The organism is Devosia oryzisoli, from assembly GCF_014837245.1.
GTDB lineage: Bacteria > Pseudomonadota > Alphaproteobacteria > Rhizobiales > Devosiaceae > Devosia > Devosia oryzisoli.
In genome coordinates this window covers 1,074,421-1,094,556 of the sequence record NZ_JACYFU010000001.1, presented here as the reverse complement: position 1 = coordinate 1,094,556, position 20,136 = coordinate 1,074,421, and the positions used below count along the sequence as shown (strand labels likewise).

Here is a 20,136-nt window from a genome sequence, read left to right as displayed (position 1 = left end):
GCTGGCTCATGCCTGAACAGCCGCGCCCGTTCCTCGACGTCAGCCGCTCCGCAACCGGGCGGTCCTGGACCGATCGTCTCGACGGAGCGGCCGCACGCAACGCGACAGCGATCAGCCAACGCTCGGGTGTGCCGGACATTCTTGCACGGATCATGGCGGGTCGAGGGGTCACGCTGGAGGATGCGGCAACCTGGCTGGAGCCGACGATCCGCACGCTCATGCCCGACCCGTCGACACTCACAGATATGGACAAGCTGTCGGAGCGACTCGCTAAAGGCATCGCCGACAGTGAGCAGGTCGCCCTGTTTGGTGACTATGACGTCGACGGTGCCTGCTCCTGCGCCCTTATGGTCCGTTTCCTGCGCCATTTTGGCATTGAACCGGAAGTCTATATCCCCGACCGAATCTTCGAAGGATATGGACCGAACGTGGGCGCCATGGACAAGCTGATCGACAACGGCGCCAGCCTCGTCATCACGCTCGATTGCGGCACCACCAGTGACGGTCCGATCGCCCACGCTCGGGCGCGAGGCGTCGATGTTCTGGTGATCGACCACCACCTGTCAGACCATGACCTGCCTCCAGCCTCCGCGCTGGTCAATCCCAACCGACCCGACGACATTTCCGGTCTCGGCTATCTGTGCGCTGCAGGGGTCACCTTCATGGTACTCGTGGCCGTTAATCGAGCGCTCAGGTTGCGCGGCGACACCGGACTGCCAGACCTCATGGCTCTTCTTGATCTCGTGGCTCTCGCCACTGTCTGCGATGTGGTTCCCCTTGCAGGCCTCAATCGTGCCTTCGTGGTTCGGGGACTCGAGGTGGCGCGTCAGGGCAGGAAACCAGGCCTTTCGGCGCTGAGCTTGGCCGCGCGCATCAATGGCCCCATCAATCCTTACCACCTCGGCTTTCTGATAGGCCCCCGTATCAACGCCGGCGGGCGCATCGGCGACGCGGCCCTCGGAACCCGACTTCTCACGCTCGATGATGAGCACCAGGCCATGGTGATCGCCGCCCAACTGGATGAGCTCAACGGGGAGCGCCAGCGCATCGAGGTCGAGGCGGTGGAGGAGGCCTGCGCCGTGGCGGAAGCTGAGATCGGCGGTGGGGAGGGGCCTCCGGTGCTGGTGCTCGCCTCTGCAAATTGGCATCCAGGCATTGTTGGTCTCGTCGCTGCCCGGCTCAAGGAGCGGTTCGAGCGTCCCAGCTTTGCCATTGCGCTTCACCCAGACGGCACGGGCACTGGCTCGGGTCGCTCGATTCCGGGCGTTGACCTTGGACGCGCCGTCATAGAGGCCGTCGAGGCCGGGCTAATACCCAAGGGCGGCGGGCATGCAATGGCCGCGGGCGCGAGTCTGAAGCCCGGAGACCTGGGCGCCTTCCGTGCCTTCCTTTGGGAGGCCTTGGCCGACCAGGTAACGGCAGCTCGCGCCGTTACGGCTCTCAAGATAGACGCAGCCATTACGGCGCGCGGTGCGAATGTGGAGCTTCTCCATCAAATCGAGAAGGCCGGTCCGTACGGCTCGGGCAATGCCACCCCTGTTTTCGCTTTCCCAATGCACCGCGCTCGATTCCCTCAGATCGTAGGCAAGAACCATATCAGCTTCAGCCTGGCGTCGGACGACGGGGCGCGTATCAAGGCAATTGCCTTCAGGGCCGCCGGAACGCCCTTAGGGGACGTGCTGATGCGCGAAGCCGATCAGCCACTGCACTTTGCCGGCGGCCTCAGCTTGGATCATTACCAAGGGAGAGAGCAGGTGCAATTTCGCCTCTCCGACCTCGCCCGTCCCTCTCGCTGACGGCGAAAAGCGGCGAAACATCAACCTGATCTGTTCCGTACCTGGCCTCGTACAAGCCTAAATCAAGCGGAGTACGACCATACCATGACAGCCTCCAGCATCGCCGTTATCGGTTCAGGAATTTCTGGACTTTCGGCAGCATGGCTTTTGTCGAAGACGCACAAGGTTACTCTGTTCGAAAAGGCTGGCCGCGTCGGCGGTCACACCAACACGGTGACAGTCGATATGCCCGACGGCCGGGTGCCGGTGGACACGGGCTTTATCGTCTACAACGAGAAGAACTACCCCAACCTTACCGCTTTCTTTGAGCATCTCGGCGTGGAGACGACGCCTTCCTGCATGAGCTTCGCGGTATCTGTGGATGAAGGCCGCATGGAGTATTCCGGCCGCCATCTGGCTGGGCTCTTCGGCCAGCGCCGCAACATCGTCAGGCTCGAGCACTGGACCCTGGTCAAGGACATCATGCGGTTTTTCCGCGAGGCGGAACGGCAGATCGACTCCTGTTCGCCGGAGGTATCGATCGGCGATTTCCTTGCGCAGCAGGGGTACTCGCGCGCCTTCATCGAAGATCACATCCTTCCGATGTCCGCAGCCATCTGGTCGACGCCCTCGCGAGGGATGTTGGACTTCCCGGCTCGGACGTTCATCAAGTTCTTCTCCAACCACTCACTGCTTCAGGTCGGCGGTCGTCCCGTGTGGCGGACCGTAAGGGGTGGAGCGCGCAACTATGTGGATGCCGTCCTGCGAGACGGCGCCATGACCGTTGTGACTGATGCCAATCTGACGGCGGTGCATCGGCACGCGCAGGGCGTAGAGGTGTATCAGGAAGATGGTTCGCGCCAGCATTTCGACCAGGTGATCCTGGCCTGCCACGCAGATCAGGCATTGCGGCTTCTGGGCGACGCCTCCGAAAGCGAAAGAAACGTACTATCCGCATTCCGCTTCACGCCCAATCGTGCTGTCCTGCATAGCGATCATCGCTTTATGCCGCGACGAAAGCATCTTTGGTCGTCTTGGAACTATCTCAGGCGGGGTGCGGGCGACGCCGGGCTGAGCCTGACCTACTGGATGAACCGCTTGCAGCCGTTGCCGTCCCGGCAACATCTTTTCGTCACGCTCAACCCGCACCGGCAGATCGATCCCGCCAAAGTGCACGCCTCCGTTGATTACGAGCACCCGCTATTTGATGCTCGAGCTATCGCCGCCCAGAGTGAGTTGTGGCAGATTCAGGGGACCAACCGCACCTGGTTCGCCGGTGCCTGGATGGGCTATGGATTTCATGAAGATGGGCTCCAGGCCGGGTTGGAGGTGGCGGAAAGACTTGGGCCGATTGAGCGGCCCTGGTCCGTTGTCGATGCGCGCGGTCGCATCGCGCATAATTGGATGGAGGGAGAACAGCACCTGTGGGCCGCGGAGTAGAAGCGCAATCTGTCGGTGCGTTTTATGTCGGGGAGGTCGTACACAAGCGAGTGCGACCCAAACGGCACGCGCTGCGCTACCGCGTGTTTTCAATGTTGGTGGATGTCGACCAACTTGATTCGCTACATGAGCAATTGCGGCTCTTCTCCTTGAACCGGTTCAATCTTGTTTCGCTGTATGTGAAGGATTTTGGACCGCGGGACGGTTCCAGTATCGGCGCGTTCATTCGCCGGAAAGCGCGGGCAGCGGGCATCTCCGACGTCACCCGTGTGCGGATGTTGGCCTATCCGCGCATCTTCGGCTTCGCGTTCAACCCGATTACCGTCTATTTTTGCGAGGACGCGGACGGGGTGGTCCGGTTTCTCGTCCATGAGGTGTCCAACACGTTTGGCGAGCATCACTTCTACTGCGCGCCTGTATCGCCCGATAGCGATCAGACATTGCGCCATGCGAGCCCGAAAGCCTTCTATGTCTCCCCCTTCAATACTCTCGAAGGCGAGTACCGGTTCTCCATCCGTCCGCCGGCAGAGGAAGTCTTTTTGGGCATCACATTGAGCACAGGCGAAGGTGGTCTGCTCTCCGCCTATTTCCGGGGTCAGAAGCGCGGGCTCACCGATCACACTCTCGTCAAGCTGCTGCTTGCATATCCCTTTTTGACCGCTAAAGTAGTGGCGGGCATCCACTGGGAGGCGTTACTGCTCTGGTTGAAGGGGGTGCCGCCAACCTTGAAACTTCGGCGAGGCCCCAAGGTCAGTCGCCATCTACCCCGATAGTTGGACCAGTTGGCTCTATGACAAAGACTGCCGTAGATCAGACCCACGCAGGTGTGTCTTCTTGGACGCGTTTGGCGTCGTGGCTCGTTGACCGCATCGGCAGCGCCCTGGTCGGCAACCCACCGCACGGCGCGGTAACGGTCGTCCTGCCCAACGGCCGCACGCGGACAATCGGCAACCCCACCACCGGGGAGCACGCCGTGCTACGTCTCAACAATTTCAAGGTTCTCAATGAGGCGATGCAACGCGGTACCGTTGGCTTCGCCTCTGCCTACATGAACGGCGACATCGAGGTTGATGATCTGACGGCGTTGTTCCGTTTCTTTCTGCAGAATCGAGAAACGTTGCAGCGAGCCAATCTCGGCTTCTTTCGTCGCGCTGCCTCTGATCTTCACTACCATCTGTCCCGCCGCAACACCCTGGAGGGCTCGAAGAAGAACATTGCCGAGCACTATGATCTGGGCAATGACTTCTATGGTCAGTGGCTGGACCCATCCATGACGTATTCATCGGCGGTGTTCACCTCCGGGGACCAGAGTCTGGAAGAGGCACAGCGGGCGAAGTATCGCCGTGTTGCGGATATGGCTGGCATCACCGAAGGGTCATCAGTCCTGGAAATTGGCTGCGGATGGGGCGGCTTTGCCGAAACCGTGGCTCGTGAGTATAAGGCCAATCTGCGCGGTATCACGCTTTCGGCAGAGCAACTGAAGTTTGGCCTGGAGCGCCTTAAGCGGCAAGGCCTCGATCAGTACGCGAAGCTGGTGTTTGAAGATTATCGCCACACCCAGGGTCAGTTCGACCATATCGGGTCCATCGAGATGATCGAAGCAGTCGGCGAGGACAATTGGCCCAGCTATTTTCAGACACTGCACGACCGCCTCAAGCCCGGTGGCACCGCGGCTATCCAGGCCATAACCATCGACGAGTCCGACTTCGACGGATATCGCAGCGGCCCCGATTTCATCCAGCGCTACATTTTCCCCGGCGGGATGCTGCTCACCAAGACCGTGATGCGGGAGTTCGGTGAGAAAAATGGCCTGGTATTGGAGAACGTGGAAACCTTCCGTCTCAGCTACGCCAAAACGCTGAAACTCTGGCGCGAACGGTTCCTCGAGCGGTGGCCCATGATTGCGCCGCTCGGCTACGATGAACACTTCAAGCGCAAGTGGATCTACTACCTGAGCTATTGCGAAGCAGGCTTCACGGAGGGCTCGATTGACGTCGGGATCTACCAATACCGGCGGCCTGCCTGACGGTAGATACCTTGGGCTAGAAGCTAATTTTCCTGCTTCGGCAGCATCTTCGACGTAAGCCAGAAGAAAATCGGGTAAGGCAACGCCCGTACCGTTTTCATCAACCAGACCATGCGCTTCGGAAACGCGATCTCAAACCGGTCGGATTCCGTGAGCCCATCCACGATGCGATGGGCAGCGTCGTCCGTTTCCATGAGGAACGGCATGGGAAAGTCGTTCTTCGCTGTGAGTTCGGACTTTACAAAACCCGGGGCGATCATGCGAACCACGATGCCGCGCGGCGCCACTTCCGTCCGCATCGTCTCAAGCAGGTTGATCAACGCCGCTTTGGTCGACGAGTAGGCGGCTGAACGAGGCAACCCGAAGTAGCCCGCCACCGATGCGACGACGGCAAAATGGCCACTGCCCTGTTTCTCCATCTGTGGCTGGACGGCATTGGCGCAGCGAATGACGCCAAGATAGTTGGTGTCGACCACGGTCCGGAACTGCCCCAGGTCGTAGTTCCCGACTGTCATGGGCTCCCACGCGGCGGCACTGAACAGGAACAGGTCGATCCGCCGCAACTCGCTGACGATCCGCTGGCTGGTTGCGTTGACCGCCTTCTCATCCGTGACGTCCATCGGGAACGGGTGGATTGACGAATGTTTTCCCGCGACTTCCTGCAGCTTCTCCATCCGGCGTCCGGAGATCGCAACTGTCCAACCCCGGTCAGCGAGAAGCCTGGCCACTGCGGCGCCGATGCCTGAACCGCCGCCGATGATCCAGGCAACACCAGGCTGCATGTTCAGATTCCGAAGAGAGGCTGCAGGGCCTGCATAAGCCGGCCGCGGAAGCTGAGCTTCGCGTCCACCGCAACGAGGCAAATGCAATCAGGGCCTGGTTCGGCGATCGGCTGGTGCTCCACATCCTCGTCGTGATCGGCGATATCGCCGCGCGCAAATACGCCGAACCGGTCGCGATAGGCGCCCTGCAGGATCAGCGTCAGTTCTTGGCCTCCGTGACTGTGCTCAGGAACCCGGCGACCGCCGGCCACGCGCAGCAACATAAGCCTCGACCTGCCGTCGCGACCCCTCGCCAGATCAGCCGTGGCTACCCCAGGTCCGTTCCATTTCCATTTCACCCCCTCCAGTCCCTGGGGCAGATAAGGTCGCAGAGGCGTGGGAATGTCGGCATTCTCAGCCATCGCCGGAAGCGCGGGCTCCTCGGACGCACCGTCAAGCGCTGCGAGCAGGCGATCCGTCGCCGCCGCGGACATGGCCGCATCCGGCTCATCCTCAAGCAGCGCACCGCCGATCGTCTCCATGTGCCGGACTGTGATCCTCCCGGCTTCGGACATGGCGAGATGCGTGGCGATAACGGTAGCAAACGGTTCTTCGAGCGTTCCGGCAGTGAACGCCATCAGCGTCGAGATGTCAGGGTGGTGATTGATCGTCATTGCAAATCCTCCAGCATCGGCCGGAGTCGTTCATAGGCCAGTCTGAGGCGTGATTTTACAGTGCCGAGGGGGATGCCGATCGTCTCGGCAATTTCGGCGTGAGGCATGTCGTGCAGATAATTCAGCCGCACCACTTCCTGCTGCTCGGGCGACAATGACTTCAACGCAGCCGTAACGCGCTGGATCACCTCTTTCTGCTCCACCACAACGGCTCCTGACGGAACGTCGCTCTCCAGCATCACCGTCTCCAGATCCTCGTAAGGCCGGTTCGACTGACGGCGTACCTGATCGATTCGCAGGTTGCGCGCGATGGTGAAGATCCAGGTGCTCACGGCCCCGCGCTCCGGTGAATAAAGATGCGCCTTGCGCCACACCGAAAGGAAGGTTTCCTGCACCAGATCCTCGGCCAGGGAGTCATTGGCGCCCAGCTTGAGCATCATTGACTTAACCTTGGGCCCGAGTTGGCCGAACAGGGCGGCAAGTGCCATTCGGTCCCGAGCTTGGGCTACGCGGGCCAACAAGGTTGTCGCGTCATCCATTTGGTGGGGCGCGCCGCGCCCTGAAGAAGAGTCTGCCATGACAATCGAATACATTGTCGGCTCCATATCTAACAGAGGTTATACGGAGCAAAGGTGGCGCCCAGATCACCCGAATTTCCATGAGGTGCTCGAACCGCGGTTGCAGGAAGTTCCGAGCGTCCGCACTGCCCGGCGCTCTGCAGCACAACATGAAGGATTTCAGTGTGAAGGTGGTACGCCCAAGGGGAATCGAACCCCTGTTTACGCCGTGAGAGGGCGTCGTCCTGACCGCTAGACGATGGGCGCACAGTCAAAAGGCACTTCAGTGTACCGGTCTCCACCTTGCCCAGCAAGAGGAGTGGTACGCCCTAGGGGAATCGAACCCCTCTCTGCACCGTGAAAGGGTGCCGTCCTAACCGATAGACGAAGGGCGCCTGAGCGCGATGGGCGTCGTATAGTTTGGCTTGCCGGGATGTGCAACCCCGTTCGGCCGCATGCCGTGCACTTTTTCAACAGCCTGAGAAGGTCACTGGCCGTCTGTAGCCCCGCGGTCGATCGCGGACGTCCACGTGTATGAACTGGCGACCGGGATAGCAGCCTAACCCGCCGACCCCATCATTGTTCATCGCATAGGCAATGAGCCGCTCCTTCGGCACGCCGGGGATGTAGATATCCGACGCCATGCACTTGGTATGAAAGGAATTGTCCGCGCCGCCCGCCGCGGCGTTGTGCAGGCCGTCTCGATAGCCCGAATTCATGACGACCTTCTTGCCGAAGTGCCCCTCGATATCCCAGATCAGGAACCGCAGCTTGGGCGACAGGCAAAAAGCGTTGACCGACTTCGAGCTCACGAACGTGCCCCAGTCGGTGCGCAGTCCAGAGTAGCCAGTTCCACTACTGCTTGCGAACATGGCCATTGGCACGCAAGCGGTGAGTGAAAGCCCCGTAAAGGCGAGGGCGGTGATCGAGCGGAGGAGAGGCATGCGACTGGTCCCGTGGCTACTGTGGCTATGGCGCAACAGGCAATGGGTGGGTGAAGACAGTCGCTAAAATTAGAGGAGTCTCGCTAACCTCCTGCTAATTGGCACGGTTAGCGAAACCCTAAGCTTCAGGCTGGGTTACCAGCTTCCGGTGTTCGGCATGGACGCCCACGGCTCCTGAGGGGGCAGCGTCCCGTCCTGGATGAGCTCGACCGAGATTCCGTCGGGGGAGCGGACGAAGGCCATGTGACCGTCTCGCGGTGGACGGTTGATGGTGACGCCCATGTCCTGCAGGTGCTGGCATAGCTTGTAGATGTCGTCCACCCGATAGGCCAGATGTCCGAAATTTCGGCCCCCACTGTAGGGTTCCGGGTCCCAGTTGAACGTCAGCTCCACCTCTCCGCCCTGATCGCCCGGGGCGCGAAGGAAGATCAGGGTATAGCGCCCTTTTTCGTTTTCGCTGCGGCGCACTTCCTCGAGGCCCAGCCCTTCGCAGTAGAAGCGGAGGCTTTCCTCGACATTGGTGACGCGGACCATGGTGTGCAGATATTTCATGCTTTCCTCCTGTGGTGCGGCATGGCTAACAGTCCCTTCGCGCAAGAGCAACGCGGCGGCTTTGCGGCGGGGCAACTATTTCTGAACATCTTCTTAACTTTTGCCGTTGAATCGGCCAGACTGATTTTGTCTTGTGGAGTACCCGCGGCGGCGGGCGAGTGTGAAAAGGCGTTGGGATCATGGGGGTCAAGGTCAACGGCGAGGACGAATCCGGCGCAGCTTTGCGCACGGATGAGGATCAAAATGGCGCCGCTAATGGGTCTCGCGTTTCGGAACTCGACACAATCGAGGTCTCTGGGACCATCAAGTGGTTCGACGCCGGTAAGGGCTTTGGCTTTATCATTCCCGACAATGGAATGGCCGACGTGCTACTCCACGTAACCTGTTTGCGGCGCGACGGCTATCAGACTGCCTATGAGGGCGCCCGGATAGTTGTCGAGGCCTTGAACCGTCCGGGGGGGCTGCAGGCGTTTCGTATCGTCTCCATGGACGAATCGACTGCGCGTCATCCCTCGCAGATGCCGGCTCCGCGGACCCATGTCAGTGTCGAGCCAACGTCGGGAATGGTTCGGCTGGAAGTGAAGTGGTTCAACCGCATACGTGGCTTCGGGTTCTTGTCTGCTGGCGAGGGGACGCCGGATGTTTTCGTCCACATGGAAACGCTCCGCCGGTTCGGTATTACGGAGTTGCGGCCGGGGCAGTACGTTCTCGTGCGCTACGGCCAGGGTCCAAAGGGTTTGATGGTCGCTGAAATTCGTCCCGATGGATGGGGCGAAGCTCCCTCGTCGCACTAGGGAGACCGCAGTCTTGTTCCTTCGTCTATGCTCGAGTGTCCGATCCGGTAGGCTTCCGCGCTCAGTGGCCGCCCTCGGCGTTGCCATGTTGGCCAGTTTGCCGCTTGCGGCGTGCAGCGACGAATCCCGTCTTGTGGTTCATACCGCTACCGGCGACCACACGTTCACGGTTGAAGTTGTGGACACGCCTGAGGGCCGCGCAAAGGGCCTGATGTATCGACAAGAGCTGGCAGAGGATGCCGGAATGCTGTTTGACTTCAAGCAGGAGCGACCGGTTTCATTCTGGATGCAGAACACGTTCATTCCGCTTGATATGGTGTTCATCGGCGCCGATGGCGTGGTGCGCAACGTCCACGTTAATGCCCGCCCTCGGGACCCGACTTCGATTCCGTCCGACGGCCCGGTCCAGTTCGTCTTGGAAATCAACGGCGGCCGGTCGAAGGAGATCGGCCTTGTCGCGGGTGACAGGATCGAGCACGAGCGCATTTCGAACGAAAAATAGTCTAGAGGCGGGTCAGCACCATGCAGTCCATCACGGCGCAGAGGTGAAGGCTGGCGCCCGCCACCACGAACACGTGCCAGAGCGCATTCTGGAACTTCAGCTTTTCCCACAGATGGAAGACGATACCGGTCGAGTAGGTAACGCCGCCGGCGACGAGCAGCCACAGCGTTGACGCCGGTAGAGCAGACGCCAATGCGTGGAACACCAGTACTCCACTCCAGCCGATCGCCAGATACAGCACTATCGCCAAGCGACCAAATCGCTCCGGCACGATCAGTTTAAGCGCAACGCCTACTAGCGACGCTCCCCAAACAAATGTGCCAAGGGTCCATGTCGTCGGGGTGCCGCCCAACACAGCGAGGAACGGCGTGTAGGTTCCAGCAATGAAGAGAAATATAGCCGCTTGATCGAAGCGCGCGAGCAAGTGCCGCATCGGTGTTCGCGGCCACAAATTGTAGGCGAGCGACGCTGAAAGAACGGCCAACAGCGTCAGAACGTAAATTAGCAGCGCCGGAAAAGCGTGGGGTGCAGTTTCGAGCAAGGCCAGCGCCAGAAGGGCAGAGCCTGCAGCCAGCGCGATCACAAGCCCAACGACGTGCACCGCGCCGTCCACGATCAACTCGGCGGAGCTGTATAGCCGTCGGTCGGCGTTGGCTTGGCGAATGTGCAAAGCGTCGTCAACGCTAGTCATGCTGTCTCCTCTTAGCCGCAAGGATGCGCTTTGAAGGTAACTGCTTTGCCGCCCGAAAAGTGCCATCTTAGGGCAGCGTAAACAGCTGCCGAAAATACCTGGTGAACAATAGCTTGTAGGGGCCAAGGCTCGCTTGACGGGTAACGTTGGCGTTACTCTAAGTCAGGGCATGACTCGCAAGGCAACACCCCCGCTCGCCATCTATTCAGCACTGTCTGATGCAACGCGCTGCCGCATTCTGGAGATCCTGTCGTCGGGACCCGTGCCTGTACATAGTCTCGCCGATGCTTTCGCTATCAGCCGTCCCGCCATCTCGCGTCACCTGCGGGTCCTCAAGACCGCCGGTCTGGTTGCTGAGGTGAAGAAGGGCCGGGAGAACCTATACACTTTCCGCACTGGACGGTTGGACCAGGCGACGGACTGGATCAGTTCCTTTGCCTCGAAGCAGGCAGTTCAAAGCAAATTGGAACCACCGCCGCCCAAGGCCAAGTCGACAGCAAAGAGCAAGCTCGAGAATAAGGTGAAGAGTGGGGGTGGCAAGACGTCGGGGCTTGCTTCTCATCGTCCGGCGCCATCCGCCAATCAGATGGGCTTTGATTTCTAGGGCTGCAACTAGGGTAGGGAGCCCAGCAGGGGTAACTCTGCTTCCTCAGAAAGCGGACGAAACGCTGCGTTGACGGCCCTTTCGAAGTCGCCGGGCGTCAACATGATCTGGGCCGGGTGTAGACGAGCTTCTACCGCCGCCAGCGCAGCGCGCGCGCCGAGGGCGAACGGACGGATGGTAACGCCCAAGGCAGCCGAAGCAGCCTGTACGGCGCGAATGTCCTTGCGCTGATCGCCGATGTACCAGATTTCGTCGTTCCGGCGCGGCATCCGCCGGATCTGGTTGACGGCTGCCAAGATCGAATCGGGCCAAGGCTTGCCCCGTACTACGTCTTCCCGGAACACACAGGTGGCGAAGAACTTCTGGAGATCGAACGCCTCGAGCACCTCATGGCCGTAACCGCGCCCTAGGCCGTTGCTGACGACGCCCATTGCCACACCATTGTCCCGCAGGCGCTCAAGGACGTTTTGCATGGTCGCGCAGGGCACCAGAATGTCCTCCACCGATTTGCGTCGAACGCGGTGGATCGCGCGGTGCACTAGCAGCTTTGGCGCCTTTTTTTCGGCCGTCAGACACTGCCGCCTCGCCAAACGGAAGCGGGCGGCTAGCCGGCCGGTGCGGTGCGAGCAGTCATCAAGAAACTCCAGTGCCTGCAAGACGCGCGGGTTCACGTGATGCACCAACGTTCCATCGAGGTCGAAGAGAACGATGGTGGGTCGTGTCGCTAGTTCAGCCAGTGGACTTGCCCCCCAATGGTAGGGGCGCAGGGTGACTCATTTTCTGCGTCGAGACAACCCGTAGCGACTGACATGTGCTGGAGGTACGAGCCCGTGCGGTGAATCTGCCGGAGCAAGGCGGAAGAGAAACTGGCGATCCCGACAGGATTCGAACCTGTGACCAACAGCTTAGAAGGCTGCTGCTCTATCCAGCTGAGCTACGGGACCGCTGGCCCTTCCTTTACCGCATTTTGTCGCAAAGAAAATGCCCGAGGTCTAAATGGCGCTTTGGACCGCGCTTGAGAGGGCGGAGGAGAGCCTCGCGGTGCTGCCGCGCACGATGAGTTCAGAGCTCAGCACGATCCGGAGGGGCGTCGTCGCACGGTGCTCCCCTTCTATCAGATCAATCAGAGTCTCGGCAGCCATTCGACCCAGCGTCTCTCGCGGCTGCCGGATTGTAGTGAGCGGCGGCCAGTAGTGCGGCGCAACCTCCAGATCGTCGAACCCGACGACGGAGATATCCTGTGGGCAGGCAAGGCCGTGTTGCCGCAGACCTGAAAGAAGCCCAATTGCCGATTCGTCATTGGCCGCGAATATGGCCGTGGGCCGGTGCTCCAGTGCCATGAATCGCGCGGCCGCCGCGAAGCCGCTTTCCATTTCGAAATTGCCCCGGAAAAGCCAGTTGGGATTAACCGGGAGATGGGCGGCGGAGAGTGCGCGGGTGAAACCTGTGAGCCGGTCCTGCGCGGCCGAGTTGTGCTCGGGGCCCATGATGTGCCCAATGTCGAGGTGGCCCAGATCGATGAGGTGCCGGGTGGCCCGCTCTGCCGACACGGCGTTGTCGGTGAGAACTTTATGGTAGTTGAGGTGCGGAACCTCCTCGCAGGCCAGAACAACGGGGATGGAGACCGGTCCGTCAGTGAGAAGGCGCAAATGATTGGGGTTAACTGACCCATCCAGCAGGAGGAGACCATCGGCACGGTTGGATAGCAGCAGGTCCTGCAATCGCCAGACGGTTTCGTGTCCAAAGTAGAGATTGGCTACCAGAATGCCGTATCCGCGACGCGCCGCCTCTCGCTCCACGGCGTCAAGTATCGAGGAGAAAAAGGGATTGCGGATATCAGGAAGCGCAACAAGCACTGTTCGCGCCACGCGTTGACGCAGCGAACGGGCGGCCTGGTTCATCGTGTAACCGGTTACATCGACCGCTTTGGAAACGCGCGCTCGAGTATTCTCGCTGACCCGCTGTGGCTGCGACAGTGCACGGCTCACCGTCGCCGTAGACACTCCTGCCTCACGCGCAACATCCTGAATAGTCGGCAATTTTTGCCCTGGTGCCACAGCTGCCAGCGCCTCCCCTCGCCGTCAGTTCAGCAAAGCGCCCAAATCAACCTTGACAGGCCCGCAGGACGTGTATGAAACTCCTTAAATCGATTGCAGAACTTTGCCAAGCTGGTAATGCAATCGATTACATGCCGTCGGCTCCCTCGCCGGACAAGACATCCAGAAGGGAGATTGACGGTTCGTTGGGGTGTATAAGCCCCTCGTGTTCGTTGGGAGGACAACCTATGAAGAAGTTCGCAGTGGTTGCCGCGATGGCAACCGCTCTCCTTGGCTCCACATCCGTTTTCGCAGCCGACCTTGAAGTCACCCATTGGTGGACGTCGGCCGGTGAAGCTGCTGCCGTGGCCGAATTTGCTCGCGTGTTCGAAGAAGAAACCGGCAACCACTGGGTGGATAGTGCCCTGGCCGGCTCCGGTACCGGCGCCAACCCCGTCATCATCAGCCGCATCATCGGCGGCGACCCGATGGGTGCCACGCAGATGAACACCGGCCGTGACGCCGAGGAACTCATCCAGGCGGGCCTGATCCGCGACCTGACCCCGATCGCCGACGAACTGGGCGTAAAGGATTTCTACGTCGACGCGTCGCTGCTCGACCCTTGCACGTATGACGGCAAGATCTACTGCTTCCCGGTGAATATCCACTCGTGGGACTGGCTGTGGCTATCCACCAAGGCCTACGAAAAAATCGGCCAGCCCGTTCCCAAGGATTGGAACGAGTACGTCGCCTCCTGGCCTGCGCTGCAGGAAGCCGGCATCTTGCCGTTCGGCCTCGCCACCGGCTGGCCGTTCTCGGGCATTCCGGGCGTCCTGATGGCCGGTATCGGCGGCTCGGACCTCGTACTCGCGATCAATCGTGACAAGGACGCTGAGGCCGTTCGTGGTCCCGAGTTCCGCAAGGTTGCCGAAGCGCTCGACTCGCTCCGCCAGGTGGTTTCGCCCGAGACCATGGTCCCGACCTTCGGTGACGTTGGCACGCAGTTGCTCGAAGGCACCGCTGCCGGCAACATTCACGGCGACTGGCTGCAGGCCGACCTCCAGGTGGCTGGCGGCGTTCCCGGCGAAGATTACGAATGTCTGCCCGCTCTCGGTCTCGGCGATCAGCTGAGCGGTGGCGGCGACTCGTTCTACTTCCCCGTCCTCCCGGAAGGCACGGACCAGGCTGTGATCGACGCCCAGACAGCACTGGCCAAGACCGTGATATCGCCGGAGGCTCAGCTCGCCTTTAACCTCAAGAAGGGCTCGATGCCGATCCGCACCGACATCGACCTGTCGGGTGCCAACGCCTGCATGAAAAAGGCGCTGACCTTCCTCGACAAGGGCCTGCTGCCCTCCGGTGACTTCGCCCTCTCCAGCGACACCCAGCAGCAGCTCCAGGACCTCAACACCGAGTTCCTCGACGACGACAGCATCACCGTCGACGACTACATCGAGCGCTATGCCTCGATCATCGAGTCGGCTGACTGATTGCAGGCTGCCTGGATGGGGCTAAGGCCCCGTCTCTGAAACGCGGTGGTCGGCCTTGAACGACAAGGTCGACCACTATCTTATGGAGAGACATGATGGCGGACACTGCCGTTGCCACGAGGGAGGGCGCCGCGGACACCGGCAGGCCGGGCTTCCTCAAAAGAACCTTGCTTCACAATCTGCCCGCCAAGATCGCGGCCATCCCCATGATGGCAGCCGTGCTGGTCGTCTTTGTCGGCTGCACGATCTGGACCGTTTATTACTCGTTCACCAATTCGCGCCTGCTGCCGACCGGCAAGTTCGTCGGCTTCGACCAGTACGAGCGCCTGTTCTCGACCTCCCGCTGGAACGTGTCGGTGACCAACCTCATCACCTACGGGGTGATGTCGCTGGTGTTCACGCTCGGCATCGGGTTCCTGCTTGCCGTGCTGATGGACCAGAAGATCCGGCTCGAGAGCGCCTTCCGCACCATCATGCTCTATCCGTTCGCCCTCTCGTTCATCGTGACGGGGCTAGTCTGGCAGTGGATCATGAACCCCACGCTGGGCCTGCAGGGCACGATGCGCAACCTGGGCTGGACCAATTTTACCTTCGACTGGATCGCCAATCCGCGCATGGTGCTGTTTGCGCTGCTGATCGCCGGCCTCTGGCAGGGCGTCGGCTTCTGCATGGTGCTGATGCTCGCGGGCCTGCGTGGCGTGGACGAGGAAATCTGGAAGGCGGCACGGGTTGACGGCATTCCCACCTGGCGCACCTATATTTCCATCGTGCTTCCGATGATGCGCGGCGTGCTGGTGACTGCCGTGGTACTGATCGGGTCCGGCATCGTGCGCCTCTATGACCTCGTGGTCGCGCTGACCAATGGCGGCCCGGGCATCTCCTCGGAAGTGCCAGCCAAGTACGTCTACAACTACATGTTCTCCGGCGGCAATATCGGGCAGGGCCTCGCCGCCGCCACCATGATGCTGGTCACCGTGCTGATCATCATGATCCCGTGGGCTTATCTCGAATTCGGTGGAAAGGGTCGCCGCGCATGAGCCAGACAGCAACCATGACCGGCACTGCGCCCGCCACTGCCACCACCGAGCCCAGCGGTCCGCGCCCCAAGCCGTTCTTCACGCCCAAGCGGATCATCATCTACACCACGCTGGTGTTCTTCTCCCTCTACTTCCTGTTTCCGCTCTACGTGATGGTGGTAACGTCCTTCAAGACGATGCCGGAAATCCGCTTCGGCAACATCTTCGCTCTGCCTTCGCAGGTGACATTCGACGCCTGGATCAAAGCCTGGACCAGCGCCTGCACGGGCCTGACCTGCGAAGGGCTCGCACCCGGGTTTTGGAATTCGGTCAAGATCACCATCCCGAGCACGATCATCTCGATCTTCATTGCGGCGGTGAACGGCTACGCACTGGTCAACTGGCGCTTCAAGGGCTCGGAAGTGTTCTTCGCCATCCTGATCTTCGGCTCGTTCGTGCCCTATCAGGTGTTTCTCTACCCGCTGGTGATCATCACCCGCGAACTGGGCATCTTCGGCACGCTGCAGGCAGTCATCGTCGTGCACACCATCTTCGGCATGCCGCTCCTGACGCTGATCTTCCGCAACTACTTCGCCTCGCTCCCGGTCGAGCTGTTCAAGGCCGCGCGTGTCGATGGGGCAGGGTTCTGGCGCATCTTCTTCGAGATCATGCTGCCCATGTCGCTGCCGATCTTCGTGGTGGCGCTGATCCTGCAGGTGACGGGCATCTGGAACGACTTCCTGTTCGGCGTCGTCTTCGCCGGCACGCAAAACTACCCGATGACCGTGCAACTCAACAACATCGTCAACTCCGCGCAGGGGACGCCCGAGTACAACGTCAACATGGCCGCAACCGTGCTGACGGGCCTCGTGCCCCTCATCATCTACTTTGTCTCCGGCAAGCTGTTTGTCCGCGGCGTCGCCGCCGGCGCCGTGAAGGGATAATCCAATGCAACAAAGCGTTTCCATTCGCGACCTGTCGCTCAACTTCGGCAACGTCAAGGTGCTCGAGCGGCTCAACCTGGACATCGCGCAGGGCGAATTCATCGTCCTGCTCGGTCCCTCGGGCTGCGGCAAGTCCACGCTTCTCAACTGCATTGCCGGCCTGCTCGACGTGTCGGCCGGGCAGATCTTCATCAACGGCAAGAACGTCACCTGGATGGAGCCCAAGGACCGCGGCATCGGCATGGTGTTCCAGTCCTATGCGCTCTACCCGCAGATGTCGGTGGAAAAGAACCTCTCCTTCGGCCTGCGCGTCTCGGGCATGAAGAAGGACGAGATCGACCGCCGGGTGAAACGGGCCTCCGAGATTCTGCAGATCGAACCACTGCTGCAGCGCAAGCCGGCCAACCTGTCGGGCGGCCAGCGCCAGCGCGTGGCCATCGGCCGGGCCCTGGTGCGGGACGTGGACGTGTTCCTGTTCGACGAGCCCCTGTCCAACCTTGACGCCAAGCTCAGGTCCGACCTGCGCGTCGAAATCAAGCGGCTGCACCAGCGTCTCAAGAACACCATGATCTACGTGACACACGACCAGATCGAGGCGCTGACGCTGGCAGACCGGATCGCCATCATGAAGAATGGCGTGATCCAGCAGCTGGCGGATCCGCACACCATCTACAATAAACCGACCAACCTCTACGTGGCTGGCTTCATCGGTTCGCCGGCGATGAACTTCATCGAAGGCGATCTCCGCGATGGCGCCTTCGTCGCCAAGGATGGAACCAGCATCCCTGTCGGCTCCTATGCGTATCTCAACGGCGCCGGCTCCGGCCCGGCGGTGCTAGGGATTCGCCCGGAGCACATCTTCGTCGGTGAGGCCGCGCAGGGAATGCCGTACCAGGCCGATGTCGAAATCGAGATCGTCGAGCCCATGGGTTCGGAGACCCTGGCGTGGACCACCATCGCGGGCAAGCCGGTCACCTTCCGGTGCAGCAGCGATATCGACATCCACGCCGGCGACAAGATGCGCGTCGGTTTCGACGTGGCGCGTGGCTCGCTGTTCGACGCCAAGAGCGAGAACCGGCTCTAGCGCACCAGGGCGGTTTCCACCACGGTCACCGCCACACCTTCTCACCCCCGGTCCTGGCCCGGGGGGCTTCCTTCGGCGCAGCCGACGCACCGGCCTCCGATGCGTTATCCGCCAACCGCCTGACACATTACTTCTGTGGCAGTTGATATGTCCGTGCGCGGCGACTGTCTGCAAAGAGGACGGTAGCGTCCGGGCAACCCAGAATTCCAACAATTTCCAGAGGCCAATGATGGACTTTTCGTATCAGATGTACAGCGCGCGCAACGAGGCGTCGCTGGATCAAACCCTCAAGACCTTGGCGAGCCTCGGCTACAAGCAGGTCGAAGGCTGGGGTGGCCAGTTTGCCGACCCCTCCGCGCTGGCCCAGAGCCTCAAGAGCGCCGGGCTGACCATGCCGACGGCGCACATGGGCTATGCCCAGCTCGAAGACACCGACGCGGCGCTGCGCATCGTCGACCAGGTCGGCATCCAGACCGTGTACTGCCCCGCGCCGCCGTCCGAGGACTTCCGCACCGGCGGCGGCGACTGGGCTGGTTTTGCCCAGGGCCTGGCCAAGATCGCCGCCGCCTTCAAGGCCGCCGGCAAGGGCTTTGGCTACCACAATCACCACTGGGAATTCGGCAAGGACGCCAGCGGCAAGACGCCGATCGAGATCATCCTCGATGCCTCGCCCGACCTGCAGTGGGAAATGGACCTGGCCTGGGTCGTCAAGGCCGGCGAGGATCCCATTGCCTGGATGAGCAAGCTGGGCAGCCGCATCACTGCCGTTCACGTCAAGGACATTGCCGCCGCCGGGCAGAACGCCGACGAAGACGGCTGGGCCGATGTGGGCCACGGTACGCTCGACTGGAAGACGCTGCTGGCCGATGCCAAGAGCAAGACACAGGCGCAATATTTCGTGCTCGAGCACGACAAGCCGAGTGACGCGATCCGCTTTGCTCGCCGCTCCATGGAAACTCTGAACGGTTACGGGGTCTGATCCAGATGGCCAAGACTTATGGCGTCGGCATCATGGGTGCCGGCAATATCTCCGCGGCGTACCTGCGCCTCGCGCCCCTGTTCAAGGGGCTCGAGGTTCGCGCGGTGGCCGACATCGTGCCCGCGGCCGCGCAGAAGCGCTCCGAGGAATTCGGCGTCGCGGCCCAGACGCCCGACGAGCTGCTCAAGAACAGCGAGATCGACGTGATCGTGAACCTCACGATCCCGGCCACGCACTACAAGGTGTCGTCGGACATCATCTCGGCGGGCAAGCACGCCTATTCCGAAAAGCCGTTCGTGCTTTCTGTGGAGGAAGGGCTGGCCCTCAAGAAGGCGGCGGACGAGCGCGGCCTCAAGGTGGGGTCGGCCCCCGACACCTTCCTCGGCGGTGCCCATCAGCAGGCGCGCGACATCATTGACAGCGGCAAGCTCGGCACCATCATGAGCGGCACCACGCACGTGATGAGCCGTGGTATGGAGCACTGGCACCCCAATCCGGACTTCTTCTTCCAGCCCGGCGGCGGCCCGATCCTCGACCTTGGTCCCTACTACATCACCGACCTCGTGCACCTGCTCGGCCCGGTGAAGCGCCTTTCGGCCTTCACCAACATGGCGCGCGCGGAACGCGAAGTGACGGCCGAAGGGCCCTACAAGGGCACGATGATCAAGGTCGGCACGCCCACCACGATCCATGGTGTGCTGGAATTCCACAACGGCGCCATCGTCACCATCGGCGCCAGTTGGGACGTGGCGGCGCACGGCCACCACAACATCGAGCTCTATGGCACCGACGGCTCCATCTTTGTACCCGATCCGAACTTCTTTGGCGGCGACCTGGTCACCGCCGGTCTCGATGGCACGCGCACTCCTGTCACGCCGTGGAGCCATCCCTTCGGCAAGGCGAACCAGGATCTCGACAAGGCCACTCCGCGGGCCAACTATCGCTGCGCCGGCCTGGCCGACATGATGCAGTCCATTGAGCGCGGGCAGACCGCGCGGTGCGGGCTCGATGTTGCGCTGCATGTCGTCGAGGTGATGACCGGATTGCTCAAGGCGGGCGAGACCGGCCAGGTGCTGACGCTGCAGACCACCTGCGAGCGCCCGCGTGCGCTTGGGCCCGAGGAAGCACAGGCCCTGCTGCGGGCTTGATGGGCGTACCTCATTGACAGGTGCCATGCACCGGTCAACATTGGCATCCAACATGGCCGGGCGGCGAAATTCTCGCCGCCCGTCATTCTTGCGGAAGACCAAATCCGCTCACAGGCAGG

Annotated in this window: 21 protein-coding genes and 3 tRNA genes; 13 read left to right on the top strand and 11 right to left on the bottom strand. The window is 61.3% G+C overall.

Annotated features, from left to right (window positions below):
* The first annotated feature begins 8 nt into the window (after window positions 1–8).
* From recJ to IC608_RS05490, 4 genes are all read left to right on the top strand, one after another.
* Window positions 9–1,796, top strand: coding sequence for a single-stranded-DNA-specific exonuclease RecJ (gene recJ / locus IC608_RS05505; RefSeq protein ID WP_191773335.1), 1,788 nt, complete (start codon window positions 9–11; stop codon window positions 1,794–1,796).
* A gap of 84 nt (window positions 1,797–1,880) precedes the next feature.
* Complete coding sequence (locus IC608_RS05500; protein WP_191773333.1) at window positions 1,881–3,215, top strand: NAD(P)/FAD-dependent oxidoreductase; 1,335 nt, start codon at window positions 1,881–1,883, stop codon at window positions 3,213–3,215.
* Window positions 3,200–3,988: a DUF1365 family protein gene (locus IC608_RS05495; protein WP_191773332.1), complete on the top strand. Its 789-nt coding sequence runs from the start codon at window positions 3,200–3,202 to the stop codon at window positions 3,986–3,988. Before IC608_RS05500 ends, IC608_RS05495 begins: the two co-directional genes overlap by 16 nt.
* Before the next feature lie 17 nt (window positions 3,989–4,005).
* On the top strand, window positions 4,006–5,241 hold the full coding sequence (locus tag IC608_RS05490; RefSeq protein ID WP_191773331.1) for an SAM-dependent methyltransferase: 1,236 nt from the start codon (window positions 4,006–4,008) through the stop codon (window positions 5,239–5,241).
* Between the two features lie 23 nt (window positions 5,242–5,264).
* Here IC608_RS05490 and IC608_RS05485 read toward each other — a convergent pair whose 3' ends face one another.
* From IC608_RS05485 to IC608_RS05455, 7 genes are all read right to left on the bottom strand, one after another.
* Window positions 5,265–6,023 (bottom strand): SDR family NAD(P)-dependent oxidoreductase, encoded by a 759-nt coding sequence (locus IC608_RS05485; RefSeq protein ID WP_191773330.1) that lies wholly within the window; start codon window positions 6,021–6,023, stop codon window positions 5,265–5,267.
* A 2-nt stretch (window positions 6,024–6,025) separates the two neighbouring features.
* Window positions 6,026–6,676, bottom strand: a complete 651-nt coding sequence (locus IC608_RS05480; RefSeq protein WP_191773329.1) for a ChrR family anti-sigma-E factor — start codon at window positions 6,674–6,676, stop codon at window positions 6,026–6,028.
* Window positions 6,673–7,269, bottom strand: coding sequence for a sigma-70 family RNA polymerase sigma factor (locus tag IC608_RS05475; RefSeq protein WP_191773328.1), 597 nt, complete (start codon window positions 7,267–7,269; stop codon window positions 6,673–6,675). The genes IC608_RS05480 and IC608_RS05475 overlap by 4 nt, the downstream gene beginning before the upstream one ends.
* Before the next feature lie 156 nt (window positions 7,270–7,425).
* Window positions 7,426–7,500, bottom strand: a tRNA-Glu gene (locus IC608_RS05470).
* Between the two features lie 53 nt (window positions 7,501–7,553).
* Window positions 7,554–7,628, bottom strand: a tRNA-Glu gene (locus IC608_RS05465).
* 75 nt (window positions 7,629–7,703) lie between these two features.
* Entirely contained in the window at window positions 7,704–8,177 is a 474-nt protein-coding gene (locus IC608_RS05460; protein WP_191773326.1) for a YcbK family protein, read from the bottom strand.
* A 135-nt stretch (window positions 8,178–8,312) separates the two neighbouring features.
* Window positions 8,313–8,729, bottom strand: coding sequence for a VOC family protein (locus IC608_RS05455; protein WP_191773324.1), 417 nt, complete (start codon window positions 8,727–8,729; stop codon window positions 8,313–8,315).
* 179 nt (window positions 8,730–8,908) lie between these two features.
* On the opposite strand from IC608_RS05455, the gene IC608_RS05450 reads away from it, so the two are divergent.
* Window positions 8,909–9,523 carry a cold-shock protein gene (locus IC608_RS05450; protein WP_191773322.1) on the top strand — a complete coding sequence of 205 codons (615 nt, stop codon included), beginning with the start codon at window positions 8,909–8,911 and terminating at the stop codon, window positions 9,521–9,523.
* Between the two features lie 64 nt (window positions 9,524–9,587).
* Window positions 9,588–10,025 (top strand): DUF192 domain-containing protein, encoded by a 438-nt coding sequence (locus tag IC608_RS05445; RefSeq protein ID WP_345890837.1) that lies wholly within the window; start codon window positions 9,588–9,590, stop codon window positions 10,023–10,025.
* Between the two features lies 1 nt (window position 10,026).
* On the opposite strand, the gene trhA is transcribed toward IC608_RS05445, so the two are convergent.
* A complete protein-coding gene (trhA, locus tag IC608_RS05440; protein WP_191773320.1) occupies window positions 10,027–10,716 on the bottom strand; it encodes a PAQR family membrane homeostasis protein TrhA in 690 nt (229 codons plus the stop codon).
* Between the two features lie 169 nt (window positions 10,717–10,885).
* Here trhA and IC608_RS05435 point away from each other — a divergent pair, with 169 nt between their 5' ends.
* Complete coding sequence (locus tag IC608_RS05435; protein WP_191773318.1) at window positions 10,886–11,320, top strand: ArsR/SmtB family transcription factor; 435 nt, start codon at window positions 10,886–10,888, stop codon at window positions 11,318–11,320.
* Window positions 11,321–11,328: 8 nt separating this feature from the next.
* Here IC608_RS05435 and IC608_RS05430 read toward each other — a convergent pair whose 3' ends face one another.
* The 3 genes from IC608_RS05430 to IC608_RS05420 all read right to left on the bottom strand — a co-directional run bounded on the left by IC608_RS05430 (window position 11,329) and on the right by IC608_RS05420 (window position 13,377).
* On the bottom strand, window positions 11,329–12,030 hold the full coding sequence (locus tag IC608_RS05430; protein WP_345890853.1) for an HAD family hydrolase: 702 nt from the start codon (window positions 12,028–12,030) through the stop codon (window positions 11,329–11,331).
* 157 nt (window positions 12,031–12,187) lie between these two features.
* Window positions 12,188–12,264, bottom strand: a tRNA-Arg gene (locus IC608_RS05425).
* Window positions 12,265–12,312: 48 nt separating this feature from the next.
* The gene (locus IC608_RS05420; protein WP_345890836.1) at window positions 12,313–13,377 is read right to left on the bottom strand and encodes a LacI family DNA-binding transcriptional regulator; all 1,065 of its coding nucleotides are present in this window, start codon (window positions 13,375–13,377) and stop codon (window positions 12,313–12,315) included.
* A gap of 227 nt (window positions 13,378–13,604) precedes the next feature.
* Between IC608_RS05420 and IC608_RS05415 the strand changes: the two genes are divergently transcribed.
* From IC608_RS05415 to IC608_RS05390, 6 genes are all read left to right on the top strand, one after another.
* Window positions 13,605–14,846, top strand: coding sequence for an ABC transporter substrate-binding protein (locus IC608_RS05415; RefSeq protein WP_191773312.1), 1,242 nt, complete (start codon window positions 13,605–13,607; stop codon window positions 14,844–14,846).
* Between the two features lie 95 nt (window positions 14,847–14,941).
* Window positions 14,942–15,883, top strand: a complete 942-nt coding sequence (locus tag IC608_RS05410) for a carbohydrate ABC transporter permease (protein WP_191773310.1) — start codon at window positions 14,942–14,944, stop codon at window positions 15,881–15,883.
* On the top strand, window positions 15,880–16,806 hold the full coding sequence (locus IC608_RS05405) for a carbohydrate ABC transporter permease (protein WP_191773308.1): 927 nt from the start codon (window positions 15,880–15,882) through the stop codon (window positions 16,804–16,806). The genes IC608_RS05410 and IC608_RS05405 overlap by 4 nt, the downstream gene beginning before the upstream one ends.
* 4 nt (window positions 16,807–16,810) lie before the next feature.
* Window positions 16,811–17,890, top strand: coding sequence for an ABC transporter ATP-binding protein (locus tag IC608_RS05400; RefSeq protein WP_191773306.1), 1,080 nt, complete (start codon window positions 16,811–16,813; stop codon window positions 17,888–17,890).
* Between the two features lie 229 nt (window positions 17,891–18,119).
* Window positions 18,120–18,869, top strand: a complete 750-nt coding sequence (locus IC608_RS05395; RefSeq protein WP_191773304.1) for a sugar phosphate isomerase/epimerase family protein — start codon at window positions 18,120–18,122, stop codon at window positions 18,867–18,869.
* A gap of 5 nt (window positions 18,870–18,874) precedes the next feature.
* On the top strand, window positions 18,875–20,017 hold the full coding sequence (locus tag IC608_RS05390; RefSeq protein WP_191773302.1) for a Gfo/Idh/MocA family protein: 1,143 nt from the start codon (window positions 18,875–18,877) through the stop codon (window positions 20,015–20,017).
* Window positions 20,018–20,136: the final 119 nt, after the last annotated feature.